Source organism: Flagellimonas zhangzhouensis, assembly GCF_900102925.1.
Taxonomy (GTDB): Bacteria; Bacteroidota; Bacteroidia; order Flavobacteriales; family Flavobacteriaceae; genus Flagellimonas; species Flagellimonas zhangzhouensis.
Genome location: NZ_FNKI01000003.1, coordinates 145641 through 166647, shown reverse-complemented (window position 1 = coordinate 166647; position 21007 = coordinate 145641). Strand labels below are relative to the sequence as shown.

General features: G+C 40.2%; 19 protein-coding genes. 8 read left to right on the top strand and 11 right to left on the bottom strand.

Annotation, left to right across the window (positions count from 1 at the left end; all coding sequences use genetic code 11):
• Positions 1-31: 31 nt before the first annotated feature.
• From BLQ18_RS14285 to BLQ18_RS14270, 4 genes are all read right to left on the bottom strand, one after another.
• Positions 32-562, bottom strand: coding sequence for a DUF1572 family protein (locus tag BLQ18_RS14285; RefSeq protein WP_090298041.1), 531 nt, complete (start codon positions 560-562; stop codon positions 32-34).
• Positions 562-966 (bottom strand): peptide-methionine (R)-S-oxide reductase MsrB, encoded by a 405-nt coding sequence (gene msrB / locus BLQ18_RS14280; protein ID WP_090298038.1) that lies wholly within the window; start codon positions 964-966, stop codon positions 562-564. The genes BLQ18_RS14285 and msrB (BLQ18_RS14280) overlap by 1 nt, the downstream gene beginning before the upstream one ends.
• A 20-nt stretch (positions 967-986) precedes the next feature.
• Entirely contained in the window at positions 987-1484 is a 498-nt protein-coding gene (gene msrB, locus BLQ18_RS14275) for a peptide-methionine (R)-S-oxide reductase MsrB (RefSeq protein ID WP_090298035.1), read from the bottom strand.
• A 108-nt stretch (positions 1485-1592) separates the two neighbouring features.
• A complete protein-coding gene (locus BLQ18_RS14270; RefSeq protein ID WP_090298239.1) occupies positions 1593-2162 on the bottom strand; it encodes a dihydrolipoamide dehydrogenase in 570 nt (189 codons plus the stop codon).
• Positions 2163-2322: 160 nt separating this feature from the next.
• Between BLQ18_RS14270 and glgB the strand changes: the two genes are divergently transcribed.
• The 4 genes from glgB to BLQ18_RS14250 all read left to right on the top strand — a co-directional run bounded on the left by glgB (position 2323) and on the right by BLQ18_RS14250 (position 9008).
• Entirely contained in the window at positions 2323-4218 is a 1896-nt protein-coding gene (gene glgB / locus BLQ18_RS14265; protein ID WP_090298032.1) for a 1,4-alpha-glucan branching protein GlgB, read from the top strand.
• 94 nt (positions 4219-4312) lie between these two features.
• Positions 4313-6712 (top strand): glycoside hydrolase family 31 protein, encoded by a 2400-nt coding sequence (locus tag BLQ18_RS14260; RefSeq protein ID WP_090298029.1) that lies wholly within the window; start codon positions 4313-4315, stop codon positions 6710-6712.
• A gap of 38 nt (positions 6713-6750) precedes the next feature.
• Positions 6751-7557, top strand: a complete 807-nt coding sequence (locus BLQ18_RS14255) for a M48 family metallopeptidase (protein WP_090298026.1) — start codon at positions 6751-6753, stop codon at positions 7555-7557.
• 101 nt (positions 7558-7658) lie between these two features.
• Positions 7659-9008 (top strand): MFS transporter, encoded by a 1350-nt coding sequence (locus tag BLQ18_RS14250; RefSeq protein ID WP_090298023.1) that lies wholly within the window; start codon positions 7659-7661, stop codon positions 9006-9008.
• Positions 9009-9071: 63 nt separating this feature from the next.
• On the opposite strand, the gene BLQ18_RS14245 is transcribed toward BLQ18_RS14250, so the two are convergent.
• The 4 genes from BLQ18_RS14245 to BLQ18_RS14230 are packed head-to-tail and all read right to left on the bottom strand — an operon-like array spanning position 9072 to position 12032.
• Positions 9072-9800, bottom strand: a complete 729-nt coding sequence (locus tag BLQ18_RS14245) for a head GIN domain-containing protein (protein WP_090298021.1) — start codon at positions 9798-9800, stop codon at positions 9072-9074.
• A 33-nt stretch (positions 9801-9833) separates the two neighbouring features.
• On the bottom strand, positions 9834-10931 hold the full coding sequence (locus tag BLQ18_RS14240; protein WP_090298017.1) for a DUF4097 family beta strand repeat-containing protein: 1098 nt from the start codon (positions 10929-10931) through the stop codon (positions 9834-9836).
• The gene (locus BLQ18_RS14235; protein ID WP_090298014.1) at positions 10912-11472 is read right to left on the bottom strand and encodes a hypothetical protein; all 561 of its coding nucleotides are present in this window, start codon (positions 11470-11472) and stop codon (positions 10912-10914) included. Before BLQ18_RS14235 ends, BLQ18_RS14240 begins: the two co-directional genes overlap by 20 nt.
• 2 nt (positions 11473-11474) lie before the next feature.
• Positions 11475-12032: an RNA polymerase sigma factor gene (locus tag BLQ18_RS14230; RefSeq protein ID WP_090298011.1), complete on the bottom strand. Its 558-nt coding sequence runs from the start codon at positions 12030-12032 to the stop codon at positions 11475-11477.
• A 217-nt stretch (positions 12033-12249) separates the two neighbouring features.
• Here BLQ18_RS14230 and lon point away from each other — a divergent pair, with 217 nt between their 5' ends.
• Together lon and cmk are read left to right on the top strand one after the other, a co-directional pair.
• On the top strand, positions 12250-14700 hold the full coding sequence (gene lon, locus BLQ18_RS14225) for an endopeptidase La (protein WP_090298008.1): 2451 nt from the start codon (positions 12250-12252) through the stop codon (positions 14698-14700).
• Positions 14701-14754: 54 nt separating this feature from the next.
• On the top strand, positions 14755-15453 hold the full coding sequence (gene cmk / locus BLQ18_RS14220; protein ID WP_090298005.1) for a (d)CMP kinase: 699 nt from the start codon (positions 14755-14757) through the stop codon (positions 15451-15453).
• A 34-nt stretch (positions 15454-15487) separates the two neighbouring features.
• On the opposite strand, the gene BLQ18_RS14215 is transcribed toward cmk, so the two are convergent.
• From BLQ18_RS14215 to BLQ18_RS14205, 3 genes are all read right to left on the bottom strand, one after another.
• On the bottom strand, positions 15488-16591 hold the full coding sequence (locus tag BLQ18_RS14215; protein WP_090298002.1) for a serine hydrolase domain-containing protein: 1104 nt from the start codon (positions 16589-16591) through the stop codon (positions 15488-15490).
• Positions 16592-16835: 244 nt separating this feature from the next.
• Entirely contained in the window at positions 16836-17627 is a 792-nt protein-coding gene (locus BLQ18_RS14210) for a DUF6090 family protein (protein ID WP_139150406.1), read from the bottom strand.
• Positions 17628-17881: 254 nt separating this feature from the next.
• Positions 17882-18262, bottom strand: coding sequence for a LysM peptidoglycan-binding domain-containing protein (locus BLQ18_RS14205; protein ID WP_090297995.1), 381 nt, complete (start codon positions 18260-18262; stop codon positions 17882-17884).
• Between the two features lie 258 nt (positions 18263-18520).
• On the opposite strand from BLQ18_RS14205, the gene rpsA reads away from it, so the two are divergent.
• Both rpsA and pyrR read left to right on the top strand, forming a co-directional pair.
• Entirely contained in the window at positions 18521-20353 is a 1833-nt protein-coding gene (gene rpsA, locus BLQ18_RS14200; protein WP_090297994.1) for a 30S ribosomal protein S1, read from the top strand.
• A 113-nt stretch (positions 20354-20466) separates the two neighbouring features.
• Positions 20467-21003, top strand: coding sequence for a bifunctional pyr operon transcriptional regulator/uracil phosphoribosyltransferase PyrR (gene pyrR, locus BLQ18_RS14195; protein WP_090297992.1), 537 nt, complete (start codon positions 20467-20469; stop codon positions 21001-21003).
• Positions 21004-21007 lie beyond the last annotated feature (4 nt).

Below are 21007 nucleotides of genomic sequence, written 5' to 3'. Positions count from 1 at the left end.
TTCAAAAATAAAGGAGTTTGTGAAATCTGTATTATTTCGATTTGAACATGCTTTTATTAAAGGCGTCGGAGCCTCCTTTGGGTATGGATAAAGAAATCCAATCATTGCCTTTTATCATCTTTCCGATATAGGCTATTTGACCCACATGATTGGGGTAGTGCGCCAATTGTCGATTGATGGCTTCCACTATGGTATGCGCTTCCCCGCGAATTTTGATTTTTGAATCAAAATTGGAGGTATTGATGCCGTCCAAAGCAGTAAATAGACAGTTCCAGCCCTTTTCCCAATAGGCCAAAATTTCTTCTTTGGAGGTTAGGGAATCAACAAATTCCGATTCTCTGTTTCGCCATGATTTTTCGCCATCCTCGGTTAAAAACTGGGTCCACCGACTCAGCATATTGCCAGCTAAATGTTTAACAATAACGGCTATGGAATTATCGGTTTCAGCATATTTCCAATGCATATCCTCCTCTGATAATTGATCAAAAGTTGCATCCCCCATGGTTTTGTACCGATGGAATTCAAATTTGACGTTGGAAAGATAGTTTTCAGGAAAGTCCATTAGGTTTCAGGATCAAAATCGATGCTCACCGAATTTATGCAATAGCGCATACCCGTGGTTTCTCGCGGACCATCGTTAAAAACATGGCCCAAATGACTACCACAATTGGCACAGACGGTTTCGGTTCTGATCATTCCGTGCGAAGTATCCCTGATGTACTCAATGGCACCCTCTACGGCTTCATCAAAGGAAGGCCAACCGCATCCACTATGGAATTTATGTTCACTTTCGAACAATTTGGCGTTACAGGCTTTACAGAAGTAGTCGCCGTTTTCAAAATGAAGGTCGAATTCACCAGTATGGGGTCTTTCAGTTCCTTTTTGACGCAATACATAATATTCTTCAGCAGAAAGTTGTTCTTTCCACTCCGCTTCTGTTTTTGCTACACCGTATTTTTTGTCCATCGAAAATTGGGATTGGTTTTTTAATTCTTGTCGGCTATAAAGTCCAGAGCTACACCATTAATACAGTGTCTTTCTCCCGTAGTGTTTCGCGGTCCATCGTTAAAAACGTGGCCCAAGTGTCCACCACATGTAGCACAATGTTCTTCGGTGCGGGCTACACCAATATCATAATCCACATCAAAAGCTACATTACCTTCAATTTCGCGATCAAAACTTGGCCAGCCACTTCCAGATTCGTATTTGTATTCACTTCTAAAAACAGGAGTACCACATGCTGCACATACGTAGGTACCTTTTTCTTTGATTTTAAGCAACTCGCTGGTAAAAGCACGTTCGGTTGCTGCTTTACGTAGCACAAGATATTCCATTTCAGAAAGTTCTGCCTTCCACTCGGCATCGGTCTTGTTTACTTTGTAAGTGGTTTCTTTTTGGGTAGTATTCTTATTTTCTTTTTTTTGAGAATTGCCCTTACAGCCTACAAAAACTACAAGTGCAATCAATAGCAATCTTTTTCCCATGTTTCGACTTTTTATAAGTAGACGATAAATTGAATGGTTCCTTTCAAAAATAAGCACAAAAAAGTCCCATTGAAAACAACGGGACTTTTCCTTTTATTTTATCTGAAATTAGTTCACGTCCAATTTCATGATCTGTCCTTCGCTAATATTCAAGGATGACATTACACTGTCAAAGTTTGCTGTGTCCAAATCATTGGCTTCAGCATATTCACTCGGCACAAAGACAATCCTGAAAATTTGGTCATCGGTAAAATCGGTACTCAAGAAAGAAAGATCGAAATTCCCATCAATGAACAATTCTAAATCTACAAAGGTGTGCTCAAACACATATTGGATGGTACCTTCCTCCAAAAAATAATTTTGTGGGATTTGACTCCATAAATCGGCTTCACTACCATCATTCAAAGTAATCGAGCCAGCCCAACGGTACACTAAAACCGCATCTGATTCAAAAACCTCAAAATCGGTGATATCGGAGAAATTGATCAATGTGCTAAAAAGGTTGGCGCCAGCATCGTATCCGAAGTTTACTCCTTCTACTTCTACAACCTGACCTTGGATGCCATCTAGACCATCCAATCCATCAAGTCCATCGTATCCTGGAGGACCTTGTGGACCTTCACAGGCGGTTAAAAATAAAACTAAGGCTGCACCTAAAATTGTACTAAATTTATTCATGATTTTGGATTTTTGATTTGTTTTTGTTTTCACTGTTTTGGATGAAAATCAAAAAGCGTTCCATTTTTTAAAATTAATGGTTTTCGTAGGGAATAACCCAATTCAAAATCGGATTCTTAATTAAAGATGTGTATTATTGTAAGAAACAAATTCCTCAGTTATGTCCAAGGTAGTTCCACATAGTTTATTCACTGATTTTGACATTGACCTTTTTAAAGGGGGGAAACATTTTCGGCTCTACAATAAATTGGGGTCGCACCTTACCGAGGTGGATGGAGTAAAGGGGACTTATTTTGCGGTCTGGGCTCCTTCGGCAAAATCGGTGAGTGTTATTGGCGATTTTAACCATTGGAACGATTCGGAACACAAATTGAATGTTCGTTGGGACAGTAGTGGAATTTGGGAAGGTTTTATTCCTGGCGTGGACAAGGGAACCAAGTACAAATACAAAATACACTCCCACAACAATAATATTTGGACGGAAAAGGCCGATCCGTTTGCACGTTATTGCGAACAACCGCCCAAAACTGCTTCTTTGGTATGGGAAGACAATCACCATTGGAAAGATGAGGCTTGGATGGAAACCCGTGAAACCATTAACGGGTTGGATAAACCTTATTCCGTTTACGAGGTGCATTTGGGGTCTTGGAAAAAGAAAAATGGTTGGGAATTTTTGACCTATTTGGAATTGGCCGACGAGTTGGCAGATTATGTGGAAGAAATGGGCTTTACCCATGTAGAGTTTATGCCCGTGATGGAATTTCCCTTCGACCCTTCTTGGGGATATCAAATAACAGGGTATTTTGCGCCAACATCCCGTTTTGGAAAACCTGAAGACTTTAAGGTTTTGGTGGATAGATTGCACCAAAAGGGAATCGGCGTAATCTTGGATTGGGTGCCTTCACACTTTCCAGAAGATGCACACGGACTTGGCTTTTTTGATGGGTCAAATTTATACGAGCATCCTGATAGAAGAAGAGGGTATCACCCCGATTGGAAAAGTCTCATTTTTAACTACGGCCGCAATGAGGTTCGTGCCTTTTTGATCAGTAATGCCATTTATTGGTTGGATCAGTTCCATGTGGATGGACTACGTGTCGATGCGGTAGCCTCAATGCTCTATTTGGATTATTCAAGGGAAGACGGCGAATGGGAACCCAATATGTATGGCAATAATGAAAACTTGGAGGCTATGTCATTCCTGCGGGAGATGAACCAAGAAGTTTATGCCAGTTTCAGAGGAGTACAGACCATTGCTGAAGAATCAACTGCTTTTGCAGGAGTTACCAAACCTGTTCATTTTGGTGGATTGGGATTTGGAATGAAATGGATGATGGGCTGGATGCACGATACCTTGGAATTCTTTAAAAAAGAACCTATTTACAGATCTTATGATCTAAGCGATATCACCTTTAGCATGACTTATGCCTTTACCGAAAACTTTATGTTGCCCTTTTCACATGATGAGGTGGTATATGGCAAAAATTCATTGTTGTATCGAATGCCAGGGGACGAATGGCAGCGTTTTGCCAATTTAAGGTTGCTATTTGGATATATGTTTACGCATCCAGGCGGCAATTTGTTGTTTATGGGAGGTGAATTTGGTCAATCTTCCGAATGGAATTTCCTAGAAAGTTTGGATTGGCACCTCACTCAGTATGATTTTCATTCAGGAATACAACAAACCATCAAGGATTTGAACAAGCTGTATAAATCCAGTCCAGCACTTTACGAAAAACAATTTAGCCAAGAAGGTTTTGAATGGATTGAATACAACGATACTGAAAATACGGTGATAAGCTACATCAGAAAAGGGAACGACCCTAAAGATGATTTGATCATTGCCTGTAACTTCACACCCGTACCCAGAGAAAATTATAGGGTTGGGGTGCCAAAAACTTCCACCTTAAAATTAATGTTCAATAGCGATGACAAAAGCTATTCTGGAAGCGGAATTGGCAAGAAAACCATGAAACCTTCAAAAACTGCTTGGAACGGGTATGATCAATCCGTAGTAATGACCCTACCTCCATTGGGCGTTGTTGTGTACAAATAACACATACGATAACGTTATAGTTGATTGCTTTTCATAACATATGTTTCATTATTCGGGCATTTGTATTTCTTTTGTGATTCTCAACTGATTAAGTATGATTACGAATACTGAAATTGAAAAAAGAGGGAATCTGTTCCCCAACCATATAGTAGATTTTAAGCAAGAGAACGAAAAGATGTATTTCACTACCGAGAACGGGGTGATTTTACAACTGACCATCTTGCGTGATAGCGTGGTACGATTTAGATATGCCACCGAATTGGTCTTTGAACCCGATTTCTCTTATGCTTTAAATGAAGATGTAAACTTAGGTTACAACAAACTTAAAGTGTATGATGAGATTCCAGAGTACGTAGTTACCACTTCCAAACTGAAAATATATGTAAACAAGTCCAATCTAAAAGTGCAGATTGCCAATTTGGACGATGTGGTTTTGAGCGAGGATGAATTGGGTTTCCATTGGGAAGAAAACTTTGATTACGGTGGGAACGTGGTAAAGATGAGCAAGGTGAGCCATTCTGGTGAAAGTTACTACGGAATGGGCGATAAGGCATCCCACACGAACCTAAAAGGAAAAAGGGTGAACAACTGGGTAACCGATTCCTATGCTTATGGAAAAGACCAAGAACCACTATACAAGGCCATTCCATTTTTTGTTGGACTGAAGGAAAGCCAAGCATACGGTATATTTTTCGATAACTCGTTCAGCACCTATTTCGATTTTGCCAACGAAAAGCGAAATGTGACCAGTTTTTGGGCCGATGGTGGAGAAATGAACTATTACTTTTTCTACGGACCTCAAATGAGCAAGGTGGTGGAAAGTTATACCGATTTAACTGGTGTTCCTGAATTGCCACCCTTATGGGCCTTAGGTTTTCATCAATCCAAATGGAGTTATTATCCCGAAAAAAAGGTAAGAGAGATTGCCGATGGCTTTAGGGAGCATAAAATTCCTTGTGATGCCATTTATTTGGATATCGATTACATGGAGGGATTTAGATGCTTTACTTGGAACAATAGATATTTTCCAAATCCTAAAAAGATGATCGAGGAAATGGGCGAGGATGGTTTCAAGGTGATTACCATGATCGATCCAGGTATTAAAATAGATCCAGATTATTGGGTGTACCAGCAGGCCATGGACAACGGTTTCTTTTGCCGAAGGGCAGATGGACCTCATTTTAAGGGAAAAGTGTGGCCGGGAGAATGTAAGTTCCCCGATTTTACCAATCCAGAAGTTAGGGAATGGTGGGCCGAACTCTACAAAGAAATGATTGCCGAATTGGGAGTAGCTGGGGTTTGGAACGATATGAATGAACCCGCTGTTATGGAAGTGCCGACCAAAACGGCCAATTTGGATGTACGCCACGATTACGACGGACACCCATGTAGCCATAGAAAAGCACACAATGTGTATGGTATGCAAATGGTGCGTGCCACATACGAAGGTTTAAAAAAGTTCACCTTCCCAAAAAGACCTTTTGTGTTAACCCGTGCAGCATATTCGGGTACGCAACGCTATTGCGCTACTTGGACAGGGGATAACGTAGCCACTTGGGAGCATTTATGGATTGCCAACGTGCAGATGCAGCGTATGTGTATGAGTGGTTATTCCTTTGTTGGTTCCGATATTGGAGGTTTTGCCGAGCAGCCCAATGGCGAACTTTTCGCCCGTTGGATTCAATTAGCGGTATTCCACCCATTCTGCAGGGTACACTCCAGTGGTGATCATGGCGAACAAGAACCATGGTCTTTTGGGGAAGAAATAACCAGCATTGTAAAAGAATTTATTGAGTTGAGGTACCAATTGTTGCCGTATCTCTACACCATGTTCTATAAATACATCAAAGACGGATTGCCAATGCTTCAATCTTTGGTATTCTACGATCAAGAAGATACCCAGACCCATTTCAGAACCGATGAATTTATATTCGGGGAGAAAATGTTGGTATGTCCGGTTCAGGAGCCAAATGCACAAGGGCGTCGCATGTATTTCCCTAAAGGGAATTGGTACAGCTATTGGACTGACGAATTGTTGACTGGAAACATTGAAAGATGGGTGCCTGCCGAAATTCACCGTGTGCCTTTATTTGTGAAAGAAGGAGCCATGATTCCAAAATATCCCGTACAACAATATGTAGGAGAAAAGGAAATAACCGAATTGAACATAGATGTTTACTTCAAAGAGGGTACCGAAAACTCCGAAGTGTACGAAGACCAACAAGACGGTTACGATTATAAAAAGGGAAGATTCAGTTTACGCAAGTTTAGATTGACCGGTAAGGAGAACGAATTGATCATTCAACAATTTAAGGATGGTAATTTCATCACACCTTACGAGAAAATAAAAATGTCATTTCACGGACTACCTTTCAAAATCGGAATGGTCGAGGTGGATAACGAAGAAGTAAATCCAAAGGATATTAAATTGAATGGCAGTAACTCTATTGAAATCAGTAAGGATTTCACTGAGTTGCACATATTCGGAAAATAATTTTTGTAATTTTCGATTACAAAAACATTGACATAACTATGAAAAGATTATTTCTTTCCGCAGCAATTTTTCTTGCGGTAGTATCCTGTAAGACCAATCCTTTTACGGGAAAAAGCACCCTAAATTTTTATTCGAACAGCCAAATGTTTCCTACGGCTTTTGCTCAGTACGATCAATTTTTGGAAGAGAATAAGGTCGTTAAAGGCACGTCGGATGCACAAATGATCACAAAAGTTGGTCAGCGAATAGCATCAGCAGCAGAACGTTGGTTGACTGCCAATGGATATCCAGGTTATTTAAAGGATTACCAATGGGAATATAATTTGGTACAAGATGAAACTGTGAATGCATGGTGTATGCCAGGTGGGAAAATCGTTTTTTATACAGGAATACTTCCCATTGCGCAAAATGAAACAGGCATTGCTGTAGTTATGGGACACGAAGTAGCCCACGCCTTGGCCGATCACGGTGCTCAGCGTATGAGTGCAGGTACAATTCAGCAAATTGGCGCTGTAGCTGGCAATGTGGCCATACAAGATGAGCAAACAAGAGGTTTGTTCAATCAAGCCTATGGTGTAGGATCCAGTGTTGGGGTAATGTTGCCATTTAGTAGAAGTCATGAAACCGAAGCGGATAAAATTGGGTTACAGATTATGGCCATTGCAGGGTATAACCCAGATGAAGCTGCTGAATTATGGAAGCGAATGAAAGCTGCTGGCGGACAGGCTCCACCTGAATTTTTGAGCACACACCCATCAAACGACACAAGAATCGCAAATTTGACTGCTTGGGCTCCAGATGCAAAGGCAGAGGCCAAAAAGTTTGGGGTTACCTCATTCAATTAAAAAATAACATAGTTGAAATGTCATTTCAAGTTTTAAGATAACCTCAAATATTCAAGAGGTTTTCTAGACTTTTGGAATGACATTTTTTTATAGCAGAAAATATGGTACAAGTATTGGCAGCCAAAGGCAGTAAAAAATTATTGAATGCATGGGCTTTTTACGATTGGGCCAATTCAGTGTACAGTTTGGTAATTTCTTCGGCCATCTTCCCCATTTTTTATGGGGCCCTTTTTCGGGCCGCTGGAGTTGAGAAGGTAGCCATGTTTGGCGGGGAAATCGCCCGTGCTCCTTTGATCAGTTATGTAACTTCTTTGGCCTTTGTTTTTATTGCCATCATCACACCATTGGTATCTGGCGTAGCCGATTATTTGGGTAACAAGCGAATGTTCCTCAAGTTTTTCTGCTATTTGGGAGCCATTTCCTGTATCGGATTGTATTGGTTCTCGTTGGAGAACATTTATTTTGGACTGCTTTGTTATTTCTTTGGATTAGTGGGGTTTTGGGTCAGTTTTGCCATTAATAACTCCTATTTGCCGGACATTGCCTATCCTGAACAACAAGATAATATCAGTGCCAAGGGTTTTTCTTTAGGTTACATTGGCAGTGTATTGTTATTGGGGATCAATCTTTGTATGATCATGTTTTTATCGCCAGTGGTGAAAGAATCCATGGGGATTGAAGAGATCAATGGTCAACCCGTTGAGGTGATGATGATGAAATACAGTTTCATTATGGTGGGCCTTTGGTGGGCTTTGTTCAGTCAATATACATTTAAACATCTTCCAAAAGGCTATAAAAGGGAAGGAGCAAGGCACCACATCATTTTAAATGGATTTAAAGAGCTGAAACTCGTATGGCATCAACTAGGAGAAAACTCTCGTTTAAAACGTTATTTAGGAGCCTTTTTTGTGTATAGTATGGCCGTGCAAACAATTATGCTAATTGCCACATTCTTTGGTGAAGAGGAAATTGACTGGGGTTCCGATGAATTCCGTCAGATTGGTTTAATTGCTAGTATTTTGATCATTCAATTGATTGCCATCGGTGGATCCTACCTTACAGCCTATCTGTCCAAAATCATTGGGAACATCACCACTTTGATTTGGGTGAATCTGTTTTGGGCGGTGCTTTGTGTGTACGCTTATTTTCTTCAAACCCCGACTGACTTTTTTATTGCAGCTGCCTTGGTAGGTGTGGTGATGGGGGGAATTCAAGCATTGTCTAGATCTACCTATTCCAAATTTTTACCTGAAACTACCGATACCACCTCCTTTTTTAGCTTTTATGATGTGGCCGAAAAAATCGGAATCATCATTGGAACTTTTTTATATGGTGTTGTCGCTCAGTTTACAGGAAGTATGCGTAACAGCACTGTTTTCTTGGCCATTTTCTTTTTAGTGGGCATCTTTTTGTTGGTTCGAGTCAACAAGGTAAACCCAGATAAGAAATAAAAAAATGCCCTGATTATCTCAGGGCATTTTTTCGTTTTTTGATTGTTGGTAAACTCCCTTAGGTTACCCTTTGGTAATATCTCCGGAACCGGAGGATTTGGTATTGATTTTAGTTGGATTGCCACGATAATGAATGTCTCCAGAACCGGAAACTCTGGCTTCAATCGATTGGTTGGCTGTTACTCTAATATCAGCAGAACCGCTAATGGATGCTTTTACATTTTCAGCTTCTAAATCATAAGCTTTTATGTCACCAGAACCAGCGATGGATACCTCAAAATCGGTAGTTTTTCCTGAAAGGTTGATGTCACCTGAACCGGCCAAGGAAGCATCGATACTTTTTGCGTCCACTTCTAAGGTAATATCTCCAGATCCAGCAAGATTTGTACTGAAGTTATTTGTTTTAATGGTTGTATGACCCACGATATCACCAGAACCTGCCAAACTAACGGCATCAATGGATTCTACAGGAACAGTGATTACAATACTGCTGTTCCAATTGGATGGTTTTAAGTTGATCCCTTTTTCGGTTTTAATGACCAATTTGCCATTTTTCACTTCGGTTTCGATGTATTCCAATAAATTGGATTCACCTTTTAGGGTCAATTCTCCTTCATTGCCCGATACGATTTCTACATCGAACCAACCAGCCAAGGACACGGCATCATAATCGCCCACAGAGCGTTCAATGGTAACCACATCGCCATTTCCTTTTACTTTTTTTCCGCCCCATTGAGCGCTGGAAATTGCAACCGTGCATAATGCCAATCCTAGTGTGATGAATTTTTTCATGTTTTTGTCTTTAAATTGTTTTTTGAATTGATGTTAATTTTGATAGAATGATATGCCTCCGTAATCACTGGTGATGCTCACCATGTTGCCAGAGTTTGGCTTTCCGTAATAGCCTTTATAATATTTTTCACTGGATTTTTCTCTACTAATGTTGATTTCAAAATCGTCTTTTCCGCTTACACCTGCATATTCGGTGTTTATTTCAAAATCAAAGTTATAACCTGGGTCGTATCCGATTTTAATGCCCGTGTAATCGGTTCTGATTTCCACATTGCCTGCATCGGGGGCCAATCGGTCTATTTTAATGGAACCATAATCGGAGTTGATGGCCACATTTCCGTGAACCGTACCCAGTTTTACACCGATATAATCCCCGTTTCCAGTTACATTTTTTACTTCTTTGGCTTCAATGGATCCATAGTCGCTGGAATAATCCAAATTCTCCATTTGATTGATAACCCCGTTGGTGTAATCCGCTCTAATGGTCAGGCTGCCTGCTTTTTCTATGGTAAAACCAGAGTAGTCAGATACAATTTCAGCACTGTTGATGTATTCAAAAGTGGAACGGGAGGTATAATCAAATCGCAATTCGTTGTTGCGTCCGTGCAATTCGCCAATGTCCATTTTACCATAATCACATTTGATTTTGGCATGACCATCGATACGATCCAAATAAATGTTTCCGTAATCGTTGTTGAGGTTTACACTGTTTTTTACAGGTAATTTGATGGTGTAGTTCACCTGCACACTTACGCTTTTACGCTTGCCCCAGCTCCAGTTCCATCCGCTGTTTTTGTTGCCAAAATCGGTTCTGGCGGAAACCATGCTGGAACTGTTTTCAAAATCTATGTTGATTTCGTTCAAACGTTCTTGAACTCTGTCTTCGTCGTTGCCATTCGTTTTAATTTGAACCTCTATTACCACGCGGTCTTCGTTCCAAGAGGTAAGGTTAAGGTTACCATAGCTATTGCTCACTTTAAGGAGCGCATCAGAATTCACATTGAACTCTTTTTTAATGGTTTTTTCTTTGGTGTACTTGCCGTTGAGCTTGTCCTTGATTGGATTTGCGTTAATGGCTATCGGAATCAAAGCCAAGGCGAAAAGGATGTACTTAAATTGTAAAGCTTTCATCATTTTGGGATTTTAAATTTTTAATATTTTCTATTTGGCTCAAAACTTCTTTTAATAATTCGATTCGGGTTTGGAAATTGGTGATCATCGCACTCATGATCATTTTGCTGTCACCGCCGTTTACCAAGTCTTCCTCCATGCCTTTATAGTCATTTTCCAAGCGGTGCAATTGTGCCAAGGTGTCATCCACCAACTTTGCGGTTTCGGGTGACTTTTCATCCTCTAACAATTTTACCTGTTGTTCAATAAGGTTGGCAAAGTAGAATTGGCTTTCGGATATTTCTGGGGCCATTTCCACTACCTGTTGCTCAATACTAGGTCGCGGTGCTAAAACCTGATATCCTAAGACGGCTACCAAGGCCACCGAAGCGGCAATGGAAAGTGATTTCCACCAATTTCTTCCTTTGTTGGGCAGGGCAATGGTGCCTTGCGACTGGTTCAATTTATCCAAGAACCGTTGTTGGTGTCCCATTTGTGGTTCTTCAACATCAAACTCGCCTTGTAACCTATCAAACAAATTTTCTAAACTATCCTTCTTCATAACTAAACATTTAAGGTCAACTTTTTTCTCAGGCTTTCTTTCGCCCTCGAAATTGTGGTTCTGCAATTAGCATAGCTAATGTTCATGATCTCACTGATCTCTTCGTAATCGTATCCTTCGATCAAATGTAAGGTCAAAGAAACTCTGTAATTGTCTTTCAAACTTTTCATGGTCTCCATTACTTTTTGAGCCTTCAGTTCTGTATAACCATTGTGGTCCGAAGCAACCGCATCATTATCTTCGACCTTGTACATTACATCATCCAGATCAACAGCATTTGTTTTCTGCTGTTTTTTGTAATGATAAATACTGTTATTGATCACAATCCGCTTTAACCAAGCTCCAAAGGCGACGTCTCCTTTGAATGTGTGCAGTTTGGTGAATGCGCTCAAGAACGATTCTTGCATCACATCCTCTGCTTCAGCTGAATGTTTTACAATCCTAAAAGCTGTGTTGTACATGGCTTTGTAATAGCGATTGTAAATCTCCAATTGTGCACTTTGTTTTCCCTGCATGCACGATTTCAGCAGCGTGTCAATATGTTCATTTTGGTGGCTCAAAAAATGAATGGTTTGTCTTATAGATGAACCAATTTACCAATTGTTACAGTTTTTTGTTAAAATTTGATTTTTAATGGCACAGGAATTGCCCAATACTAGATGACCAAAATACTTTTGCAGCTTGTAAATGCTGATTTATAAGGTGTTGAGGTCGCATGAAGAAGTATTAAAACTGAAGGTATTTTGTCAATTCTGACAAAATGACCGAAAAGATGTTATGGGAGAGATGAAAATTACCAAATTTGACAATATAGAACTACAGGGATTGGACGAGGATGCGGAATTGATTCCGTTGTTGACGCCTGAAGACGAAGAGCAGATGAACAATGAGGCGCTTCCGGAAGTGTTACCGGTGCTTCCATTGCGCAATACGGTTTTGTTTCCTGGGGTTGTTATTCCGATTACGGCAGGTAGGGATAAATCCATCAACCTGATCAAGGACGCCAATAACGGCAACAAGACCATTGGAGTGGTGTCTCAAAAAGATGAGCAGACCGAAAATCCTGGGGTTGAGGATATCAATGTTGTGGGAACCGTGGCGCGCATTCTACGTGTGCTTCAAATGCCTGATGGTAACACCACAGTGATCATTCAAGGGAAAAAACGCTTTCAGATTGAGAGTATTATCACCGAGAAGCCTTACATGACCGCTAAGGTGAGGGAAGCCAAAGAAGAGCGTCCAGCACCTAACGATGAGGAGTTTGAGGCCATTATTGATTCCATCAAGGAATTAGCTTTTAAGATTATCAAGGACAACCCGAATATTCCAAGTGAGGCAACTTTTGCCATCAAAAATATTCAGAGCAATTCGTTCCTGATTAATTTTGTGTCCTCCAATATGAACCTTTCCGTAGCGGAAAAACAAGAATTGTTGGAGATTCCGAACCTGCAGGAAAGAGCTTTGGCCACTTTGAAGTACATGAACATGGAACTTCAAAAACTGGAACTGCGCAACGATATCCAGAGCAAGGTGCGTAGCGATATGGACCAACAGCAACGCGAGTATTTCCTTCACCAGCAGATGAAGACCATCCAAGAAGAGTTGGGCGGTTTATCGTATGAGGAAGAGGTGGATGAAATGAGCGAAAAGGCCAAAAAGAAAAAATGGAACAAAAAGGTCAAGGAGCATTTTGAGAAGGAATTGGCCAAAATGCAGCGGATGAACCCACAAGTAGCTGAATATTCCATTCAACGCAACTATTTGGACCTGATGTTAGATTTGCCTTGGGAAGAGTTTTCCAAAGATAAATTCGATTTAAAAAGAGCACAACAGATTCTAGATCGTGATCATTATGGTCTGGAAGATGTAAAACGTCGCATTATTGAATATTTGGCGGTATTGAAGTTGCGTAACGATATGAAATCGCCCATCCTTTGTTTATATGGACCTCCTGGGGTTGGTAAAACATCCTTGGGTAAATCCGTGGCGGAAGCTTTGGGCAGGGAGTACGTGCGTATGTCCTTGGGTGGACTTCGAGACGAAGCGGAAATCCGTGGACATCGTAAAACCTATATTGGGGCCATGCCCGGTCGAATCATTCAAAGTTTAAAGAAAGCAGGAACATCCAATCCGGTTTTCATTTTGGATGAAATCGATAAACTTTCCAACAGTCATCAAGGAGATCCATCTTCGGCCATGTTGGAGGTATTGGATCCTGAACAAAATGCAGAATTCCACGATAATTTCTTGGAAATGGGCTACGATTTGTCCAAAGTAATGTTCATTGCTACGGCGAATAATCTGTCTACCATTCAGCCTGCATTGCGAGATCGAATGGAGATCATCAACGTTACGGGATACACTATCGAAGAAAAGGTGGAAATCGCCAAGCGTCACTTGTTACCAAAACAGTTGGAGGAACATGGACTATCCACGAAGGATTTGAAAATTGGCAAGCGTCAATTGGAAAAAATCGTGGAGGGCTATACCCGTGAATCCGGGGTGCGTGGTCTGGAAAAACAAATTGCCAAAGTGGTTCGATTTGCGGCCAAATCCATTGCGATGGAGGAGGAGTACAACCTCAAATTGACCAACGAGGATATTGAAAAGATACTTGGACCTGCCCGATTGGAGCGCGACAAATACGAGCACAACGAAGTGGCCGGTGTGGTTACCGGATTGGCTTGGACCAGCGTGGGTGGCGATATTTTGTTTATCGAATCCATTCTTTCCAAAGGAAAGGGGATGATGAATATTACCGGAAACTTAGGTAAGGTGATGAAAGAATCGGCTACCATTGCGATGGAGTACATTAAATCCAACGCAGATACTTTTGGCATCAACCCCGATATTTTTGACAAGTATAATGTGCACATTCACGTGCCCGAAGGTGCAACTCCAAAAGACGGTCCTAGTGCAGGGATCACCATGTTGACTTCTTTGGTGAGTTTGTTCACCCAGAAAAAGGTGAAGAAAAGCTTGGCCATGACGGGTGAGATTACCCTTCGTGGTAAAGTGTTACCTGTAGGCGGAATTAAGGAAAAAATCTTGGCGGCCAAAAGAGCACGCATCAAAGAAATTATTCTGTGTGAAGAGAATAGAAAGGATATTGAGGAAATTAAGGAAGATTACCTAAAAGGATTGACGTTCCATTATGTGACGGATATGAGTGAGGTAATCGACTTGGCCATCACCAAGCAAAAGGTGAAAAATGCCAAGACCCTTTAAATTTCATGACGGTTGTCATACCAAAATACCTTTAATTCTACCTATTTTTAGTACATGGAAAAAATTACAATAGCTATTGATGGGTTCTCCTCTACGGGGAAAAGTACCATTGCCAAGCGATTGGCAACAGCACTCAATTATATTTATGTGGATACCGGCGCGATGTACCGCGCCGTTACCCTTTTTGCCTTGAATGAGGCGTTAATCAACGAAAAAGGAGAACTGGATGCTGAAGCATTGATTGAAAAATTGCCGTCGCTCGAACTCAAATTTGTACCCACGGGGGAATTGGGGCGTTCCGAAATGTACTTGAACGGGGAAAATGTGGAGCGCGAAATTCGTTCCATGAAAGTATCGGGACAAGTGAGTACCGTAGCTTCATTAAAGGAAGTGCGTGAAAAGTTGGTTCAGATGCAACAGCAAATGGGCAAGGACAAGGGCATTGTTATGGATGGTCGTGACATTGGCACCGTCGTTTTCCCAGATGCGGAACTAAAATTGTTTATGACCGCTTCGCCCGAGACCCGTGCAGCACGCCGATACAAAGAATTGTTGGAAAAAGGCGAGGAGGTCTCTTATGATGAAGTACTTTTTAATGTACAGGAACGTGACCGTATTGATTCTACTCGAACTATTTCACCCTTGACCCGAGCCAAAGATGCCATTGAGTTTGACAATAGTGATATGGGCATTGAGGAGCAGTTTGAGCGCATTTACGAATTTGCGAAACGGGTGATTGCGAAGGATGCGTAGCGATAACAATTTTATATAAGAGTGTTCTCTTATTTTAGAGGTTCCTCATAAGTTCAAAACAAAGTTCGTCGATGTGTACCATGGGGTCGCCAAGGGCAGAAACATTAGATAGCACAATAACTCCATTCTTGCTTTCCGTGTTCAAAACCATACAGGAAGTATAGCCACCAGTTCCTCCATTGTGCCAAATCCAATTTTCTCCTGATGGATCTTTTCGAATATGCCACCCTAATCCAATGCTGGATTTAGTATTCATAACATGTGTCTCGCTTCTTGTCAATGTCAAAACTTTATCATCTTCCTGAAATTGCGCCAATACAAATCTGGAAAGATCTTCTGTGGTCGAAATTATATCTCCTGCACCAGATAATGAGGCTAAATTCCAATTTTGTACAGGTAGTCCTTCGGGGCTTTGACCTTGGACCAAATAAACAGAGACATTTTCACTCCCAATAGTGCTGTTTGACATTTTATATTTTGAAAATATCCTTTCATGGAATAATTGGTTCAAGGGTTTATTGCCAATTTTTGACAGGGTGTATCCCAATAATCCAGCTCCTAAATTTGAATACTCATATTTGCCATCCTCATCAAAAGATAAATCCATTTCATTGGCCAAATAGTAATTTAACTTTTCTTCGTCGTAATTGGAAAATGGGTCTTGGTTACTGATATCGAAGTTAAAATTTGAGGGCATTCTTGGAAGACCAGAGGTGTGGTTTGCCAAAGTTTTAAAGGTAATTTCTTGTTCTTCATTAAACCCAAAATCAAAGTAAGGGTTAATAGGGTCTTCTAATTTTAATTTGTCTTCAATAACGAAATCAGCGAGTAGGGTTGAAGTAAATACTTTGGTGATGGAACCAATTTCGAATGCATTATTCCGATTTTGAACGGTAAAAATGGAGTCGTTACGTTTTTCTACACCATAAAACTTGGTGGAACCATTTTCTATAAATGCCAAAGCAAGTTGAGTATTGTTTGGAAACACCTTGGTATGTTCAAAAATCAGTTTTGATTGGTCTAGAGTAATAATTTCGTTGTCAATGATTTGATTATTAACCGTTTTGTTAATCTGTGAATTCCCGCAACTCAAAAAAAATAAAAGAACTGGAAAGAATGGTAAGATCGAATTTTTCATATTTTTTGATTTAACCCTGAACTTTTTTGTTATTATTGGTGCAATATAGTTATCCACAAGGTCGATTGTAATTAGGACACCTTACATTCTTTTGTAATAACCTTTAAAAAAACAAAAAACGCCCAAAGGGCGCTTTGTTCAATTTTCAGTTTGAACGCATTTTCGATTTTACGTAACAGGTAATTTCAGATATTTATTTGTTTTTCCTTTGTTGAGTAATGTTTTACGGATGTTTCTAAAGAATTTAATCACGTTCTTCAATTTTGTGAATGAGCACTTGCAGCTTTTCCTGCCTCGATTTTATTTTTCCAATGGCATTGGATGTCCTCCCCATATCCCCAATAATGTAGTTTTCCATTCTTGGGGTCTTTAATATTATTTCATAGTCAATTGGAATGTTTCGATTGTCTTTAATGGAGGCTATTTTATTGTAAAATGTCTGTGTGTTCTCTTCGTTTATGACCAAATTCCCAGTGTTTTGGTTCATGTTCCCTTCGGGAAAGTTATACATAATGGGCTCAAATTTATTTTCCACATATCGGGTAATGGAAGCGAAATTATTCGCCATCAAGGCAAAATCACTGTAGTATTGAGATAGTTCCTTGAGAAGGTCTTTGGCTTCAATATCGTTGAATATGCCAGATGCCTTGGCCGATTCAAAAGAGGTGGAATAGCTTGTAGGTGTTGCCGTGTAATATAAGGGTTCCACATATTGCTGAAATTTGTCGATGCCCATGGTTTTTTGTGGATTCCTCAGATAAGTCAGTAGCGTATCCAGGTACTCGGCCCTTTTGGTATAAAACAATTCATAATATTCAAGCCTGTCCTGATCCTTTTTTAAATCCAGAAGAACATCCTCAAAAAAATTGGCCTCCACAATTTTAGCTTTACGCTTTTCATTCCAATTATTGATCTGTAAGGCAATCAATATTCCGATGACCACAAGTATGATTTCACCCACGGCATAGGCAAAATATTTACTGAATTTGCTTTCGGAAAGTAAGCGTTGCCGAATTTTCCTGAAGAATTTGATCATAAGAGGTTGGTTGGTGGTTTTGTTGACTAATCCATTGATAATTAGTGATACACTAAAGATAGTCAACAAAAGCTAACCGAAAACAAGTCTTAAATCTACATGGCTAACTTAAGTTTAGGTTTTAATTTTTTAAACAAAAAAGACGCCCAAAGGGCGCCTTGTATTTTTGTCACATCGAGCGCAGTCGAGATGATATCGAGTTCTCGATCAGAGTTTATCCTGAGCGAAGTCGAAGGGCTCGAACTGACATATTTCTACAAATTCGGAATCTTCAACACTTGATCAGGGTGGATCAAATCGGGATTCTTCAACTGGTCCGTATTAACCTCAAAAATTTTGGTGTACTTCATGGGGTCGCCATAATAATGTTTGGCGATTAAACTTAACGACTCCCCGCTTTTAACCGTGTGGTAGGCATAAACGGAATCATCTTCCACCGTGATATTGGCCTTGATATCCGAAGGTTTTTCACCACCAATTTCTTTGATCTTATCCCACAACAAGTTCTTTTCATATTGGGTTTTAGTCATCCCTTTTATTTTCAAGATGTCGCCTTCGACAACCACATCACCGTTTTTTACTTCCAATTTTTCGCCCAGATCCAACACAGGTTGGTACTTTGATTTTACGCTCATAATAATAAAATTTATAGTTAATGAAATGTAGCTTCAAGGTAACCATTACCCTCAAATTATACTATTAAATAATAGTTATACTTTTTTTGTGCGAAACCTAGGGTGGGATGCTTTGTGAATCAATAAATTAATTGTATTTTTGCACTCCTTTTTGGCAAGGCAGCAAGAGCGAAAAGGAAATTGAAACAAAACTAAAAACCCTTTCACGGTAATTGTTTAACTCTTGTAAAACGTGAAATACAAATTAAAATCAGCAAAATGGCTGAAGAAAAACAAAACGTTGAGGTAGAAGAAACTGCCGCAGCAACAGAAGTAAAAACAGAACAACCTAAACAAGATCCTCAAGAGTTTCTTGAAAATTTTGATTGGGAAAAGTACGAAGAAGGAATTGAGCGTGTTGACGACAACAAGCTTCAAGAATTCGAAACTCTAGTAGAGGAAAACTTTGTGGACACTGCCGATGAGGAAGTTGTGGAAGGTACTGTTGTACACATGACAGACCGTGAGGCCATCATCGACATCAACGCCAAATCTGAAGGTGTGATCTCGTTGAATGAGTTCCGTTACAACCCAGACCTTAAAGTAGGTGACAAAGTTGAGGTACTTATAGATATCCGTGAAGACAAAACAGGTCAATTGGTATTGTCTCACCGTAAAGCAAGAACCATCAAAGCATGGGATCGCGTAAACGATGCCCACGACAAAGAAGAAATCGTTCAAGGTTTCGTAAAATGTCGTACCAAAGGAGGTATGATTGTAGATGTATTCGGTATCGAAGCGTTCTTGCCAGGTTCTCAAATCGATGTGAAACCAATCCGTGACTACGATCAGTACGTAGGGAAGAACATGGAGTTCAAAGTGGTGAAAATCAACCACGAATTCAAGAACGTAGTTGTTTCACACAAAGCGTTGATCGAAGCTGACATCGAAGAGCAGAAAAAAGAGATCATCGGTCAGTTGGAAAAAGGACAAGTATTGGAAGGTGTAGTGAAAAACATCACTTCTTACGGGGTATTTATCGACCTTGGAGGTGTAGATGGTTTGATCCACATTACCGACCTTTCTTGGAGCCGTATCAACCACCCGAACGAAGTTGTAGAGCTTGATCAGAAATTGAACGTTGTTATCCTTGATTTTGATGATAACAAATCAAGAATCCAATTAGGTCTTAAGCAATTGGAGAAACACCCATGGGATGCCCTAGGTGATGAGATCAAAGTAGGTGATAAAGTAAAAGGTAAAGTAGTTGTAATCGCTGATTACGGTGCATTTATCGAAGTTGCTGAAGGTGTTGAAGGTTTGATCCACGTTTCTGAAATGTCTTGGTCTACGCACTTAAGATCAGCTCAAGATTTCGTGAAAGTAGGTGACGAAGTTGAAGCAGTTGTTTTGACTTTGGATAGAGAAGATCGTAAAATGTCTCTTGGTATCAAGCAATTGACTCCAGACCCATGGACCGATATTACTACTAAATATCCTGTTGGATCTAGACACAAAGGAATCGTTAGAAACTTTACCAACTTTGGTGTATTCGTAGAGTTGGAAGAAGGAATCGACGGTTTGATCTATATCTCCGATCTTTCTTGGACCAAGAAAATCAAGCACCCATCTGAGTTTGTTGCTGTAGGTGACACTTTGGAGGTTGAAGTATTGGAATTGGATGTTGATGGGCGTAAGTTGAGCCTTGGTCACAAGCAAACTACTGAGAACCCTTGGGATAAATATTCTGAAGAGTTCGCAGAAGGTACCGTTCACAAAGCATCTATCGCCGAGATTGTTGACAAAGGAGCTACTATCGATTTTAATGAGGACATCGTTGGATTTGTTCCATCACGTCACTTGGAAAAAGAAGATGGTAAGAAACTTGTAAAAGGTGAAGAAGCAGAATTCAAGATCATCGAGTTCAATAAAGATTTCAAAAGAGTTGTGGCCAGCCACACTGCAATCTTTAGAGAGCAAGAAGATAGAAATGTGAAAGCAGCCAAGAAAAGAGCAGCATCTTCTGATGAAGCTGCACCAACCCTTGGAGATGCTAACTCACAGTTGCAAGCCTTGAAGGATAAAATGGAAGCCGATTCCAAGAAAAAGTAATCGGACTTTTCAATGATACGAAGCCCCGCTGGAAACAGACGGGGCTTTTTTTATATATCCTCATTTTAAAGAATTGCTTACTTTTGTAATCAACAGAGTCGGTCACATCGCATATGAGTCAAAAAGTACTGCTTACTTCCAAAGAAATCAACATCATACTGCATCGTTTGGCCTGTCAATTGATGGAAAACCATCTTGATTTTAAAGACACCGCACTCATCGGAATTCAGCCCAGAGGTGTTTTTTTGGCGGAAAGGCTGGCAAAAATTCTCAAAACAGAATACAAGGTAAAAGACATCAATCTAGGCTTCCTTGATATCACCTTTTTTAGGGATGATTTTGGTCGCGGAGAGATTTTAAAAGCCAATTCAACCCAAATGAATTTTTTGGTGGAGGATAAAAAAGTGGTGTTTATTGATGATGTGCTTTACACAGGGAGAAGTATAAGAGCAGCGTTAACTGCAATTCAGTCCTTTGGAAGACCGAGCAATATAGAATTGTTGACCTTGATTGATAGAAGATTCAGTCGCCATTTGCCCATTCAACCCAATTATAGGGGTAGGCAGGTAGATGCCATCAACAACGAAAAAGTTAAGGTGATGTGGGAAGAAAATGATGGGGAAGATAAAGTATATTTAATAAGCAAATAGAATA

Coding starts and splice junctions, on each gene's coding strand:
- BLQ18_RS14285 (WP_090298041.1), bottom strand. CDS start 562: ATGGACTTTCCTGAAAACTATCTTTCCAACGTCAAATTTGAATTCCAT.
- msrB (WP_090298038.1), bottom strand. CDS start 966: ATGGACAAAAAATACGGTGTAGCAAAAACAGAAGCGGAGTGGAAAGAA.
- msrB (WP_090298035.1), bottom strand. CDS start 1,484: ATGGGAAAAAGATTGCTATTGATTGCACTTGTAGTTTTTGTAGGCTGT.
- BLQ18_RS14270 (WP_090298239.1), bottom strand. CDS start 2,162: ATGAATAAATTTAGTACAATTTTAGGTGCAGCCTTAGTTTTATTTTTA.
- glgB (WP_090298032.1), top strand. CDS start 2,323: ATGTCCAAGGTAGTTCCACATAGTTTATTCACTGATTTTGACATTGAC.
- BLQ18_RS14260 (WP_090298029.1), top strand. CDS start 4,313: ATGATTACGAATACTGAAATTGAAAAAAGAGGGAATCTGTTCCCCAAC.
- BLQ18_RS14255 (WP_090298026.1), top strand. CDS start 6,751: ATGAAAAGATTATTTCTTTCCGCAGCAATTTTTCTTGCGGTAGTATCC.
- BLQ18_RS14250 (WP_090298023.1), top strand. CDS start 7,659: ATGGTACAAGTATTGGCAGCCAAAGGCAGTAAAAAATTATTGAATGCA.
- BLQ18_RS14245 (WP_090298021.1), bottom strand. CDS start 9,800: ATGAAAAAATTCATCACACTAGGATTGGCATTATGCACGGTTGCAATT.
- BLQ18_RS14240 (WP_090298017.1), bottom strand. CDS start 10,931: ATGAAAGCTTTACAATTTAAGTACATCCTTTTCGCCTTGGCTTTGATT.
- BLQ18_RS14235 (WP_090298014.1), bottom strand. CDS start 11,472: ATGAAGAAGGATAGTTTAGAAAATTTGTTTGATAGGTTACAAGGCGAG.
- lon (WP_090298008.1), top strand. CDS start 12,250: ATGGGAGAGATGAAAATTACCAAATTTGACAATATAGAACTACAGGGA.
- cmk (WP_090298005.1), top strand. CDS start 14,755: ATGGAAAAAATTACAATAGCTATTGATGGGTTCTCCTCTACGGGGAAA.
- BLQ18_RS14215 (WP_090298002.1), bottom strand. CDS start 16,591: ATGAAAAATTCGATCTTACCATTCTTTCCAGTTCTTTTATTTTTTTTG.
- BLQ18_RS14210 (WP_139150406.1), bottom strand. CDS start 17,627: ATGATCAAATTCTTCAGGAAAATTCGGCAACGCTTACTTTCCGAAAGC.
- BLQ18_RS14205 (WP_090297995.1), bottom strand. CDS start 18,262: ATGAGCGTAAAATCAAAGTACCAACCTGTGTTGGATCTGGGCGAAAAA.
- rpsA (WP_090297994.1), top strand. CDS start 18,521: ATGGCTGAAGAAAAACAAAACGTTGAGGTAGAAGAAACTGCCGCAGCA.
- pyrR (WP_090297992.1), top strand. CDS start 20,467: ATGAGTCAAAAAGTACTGCTTACTTCCAAAGAAATCAACATCATACTG.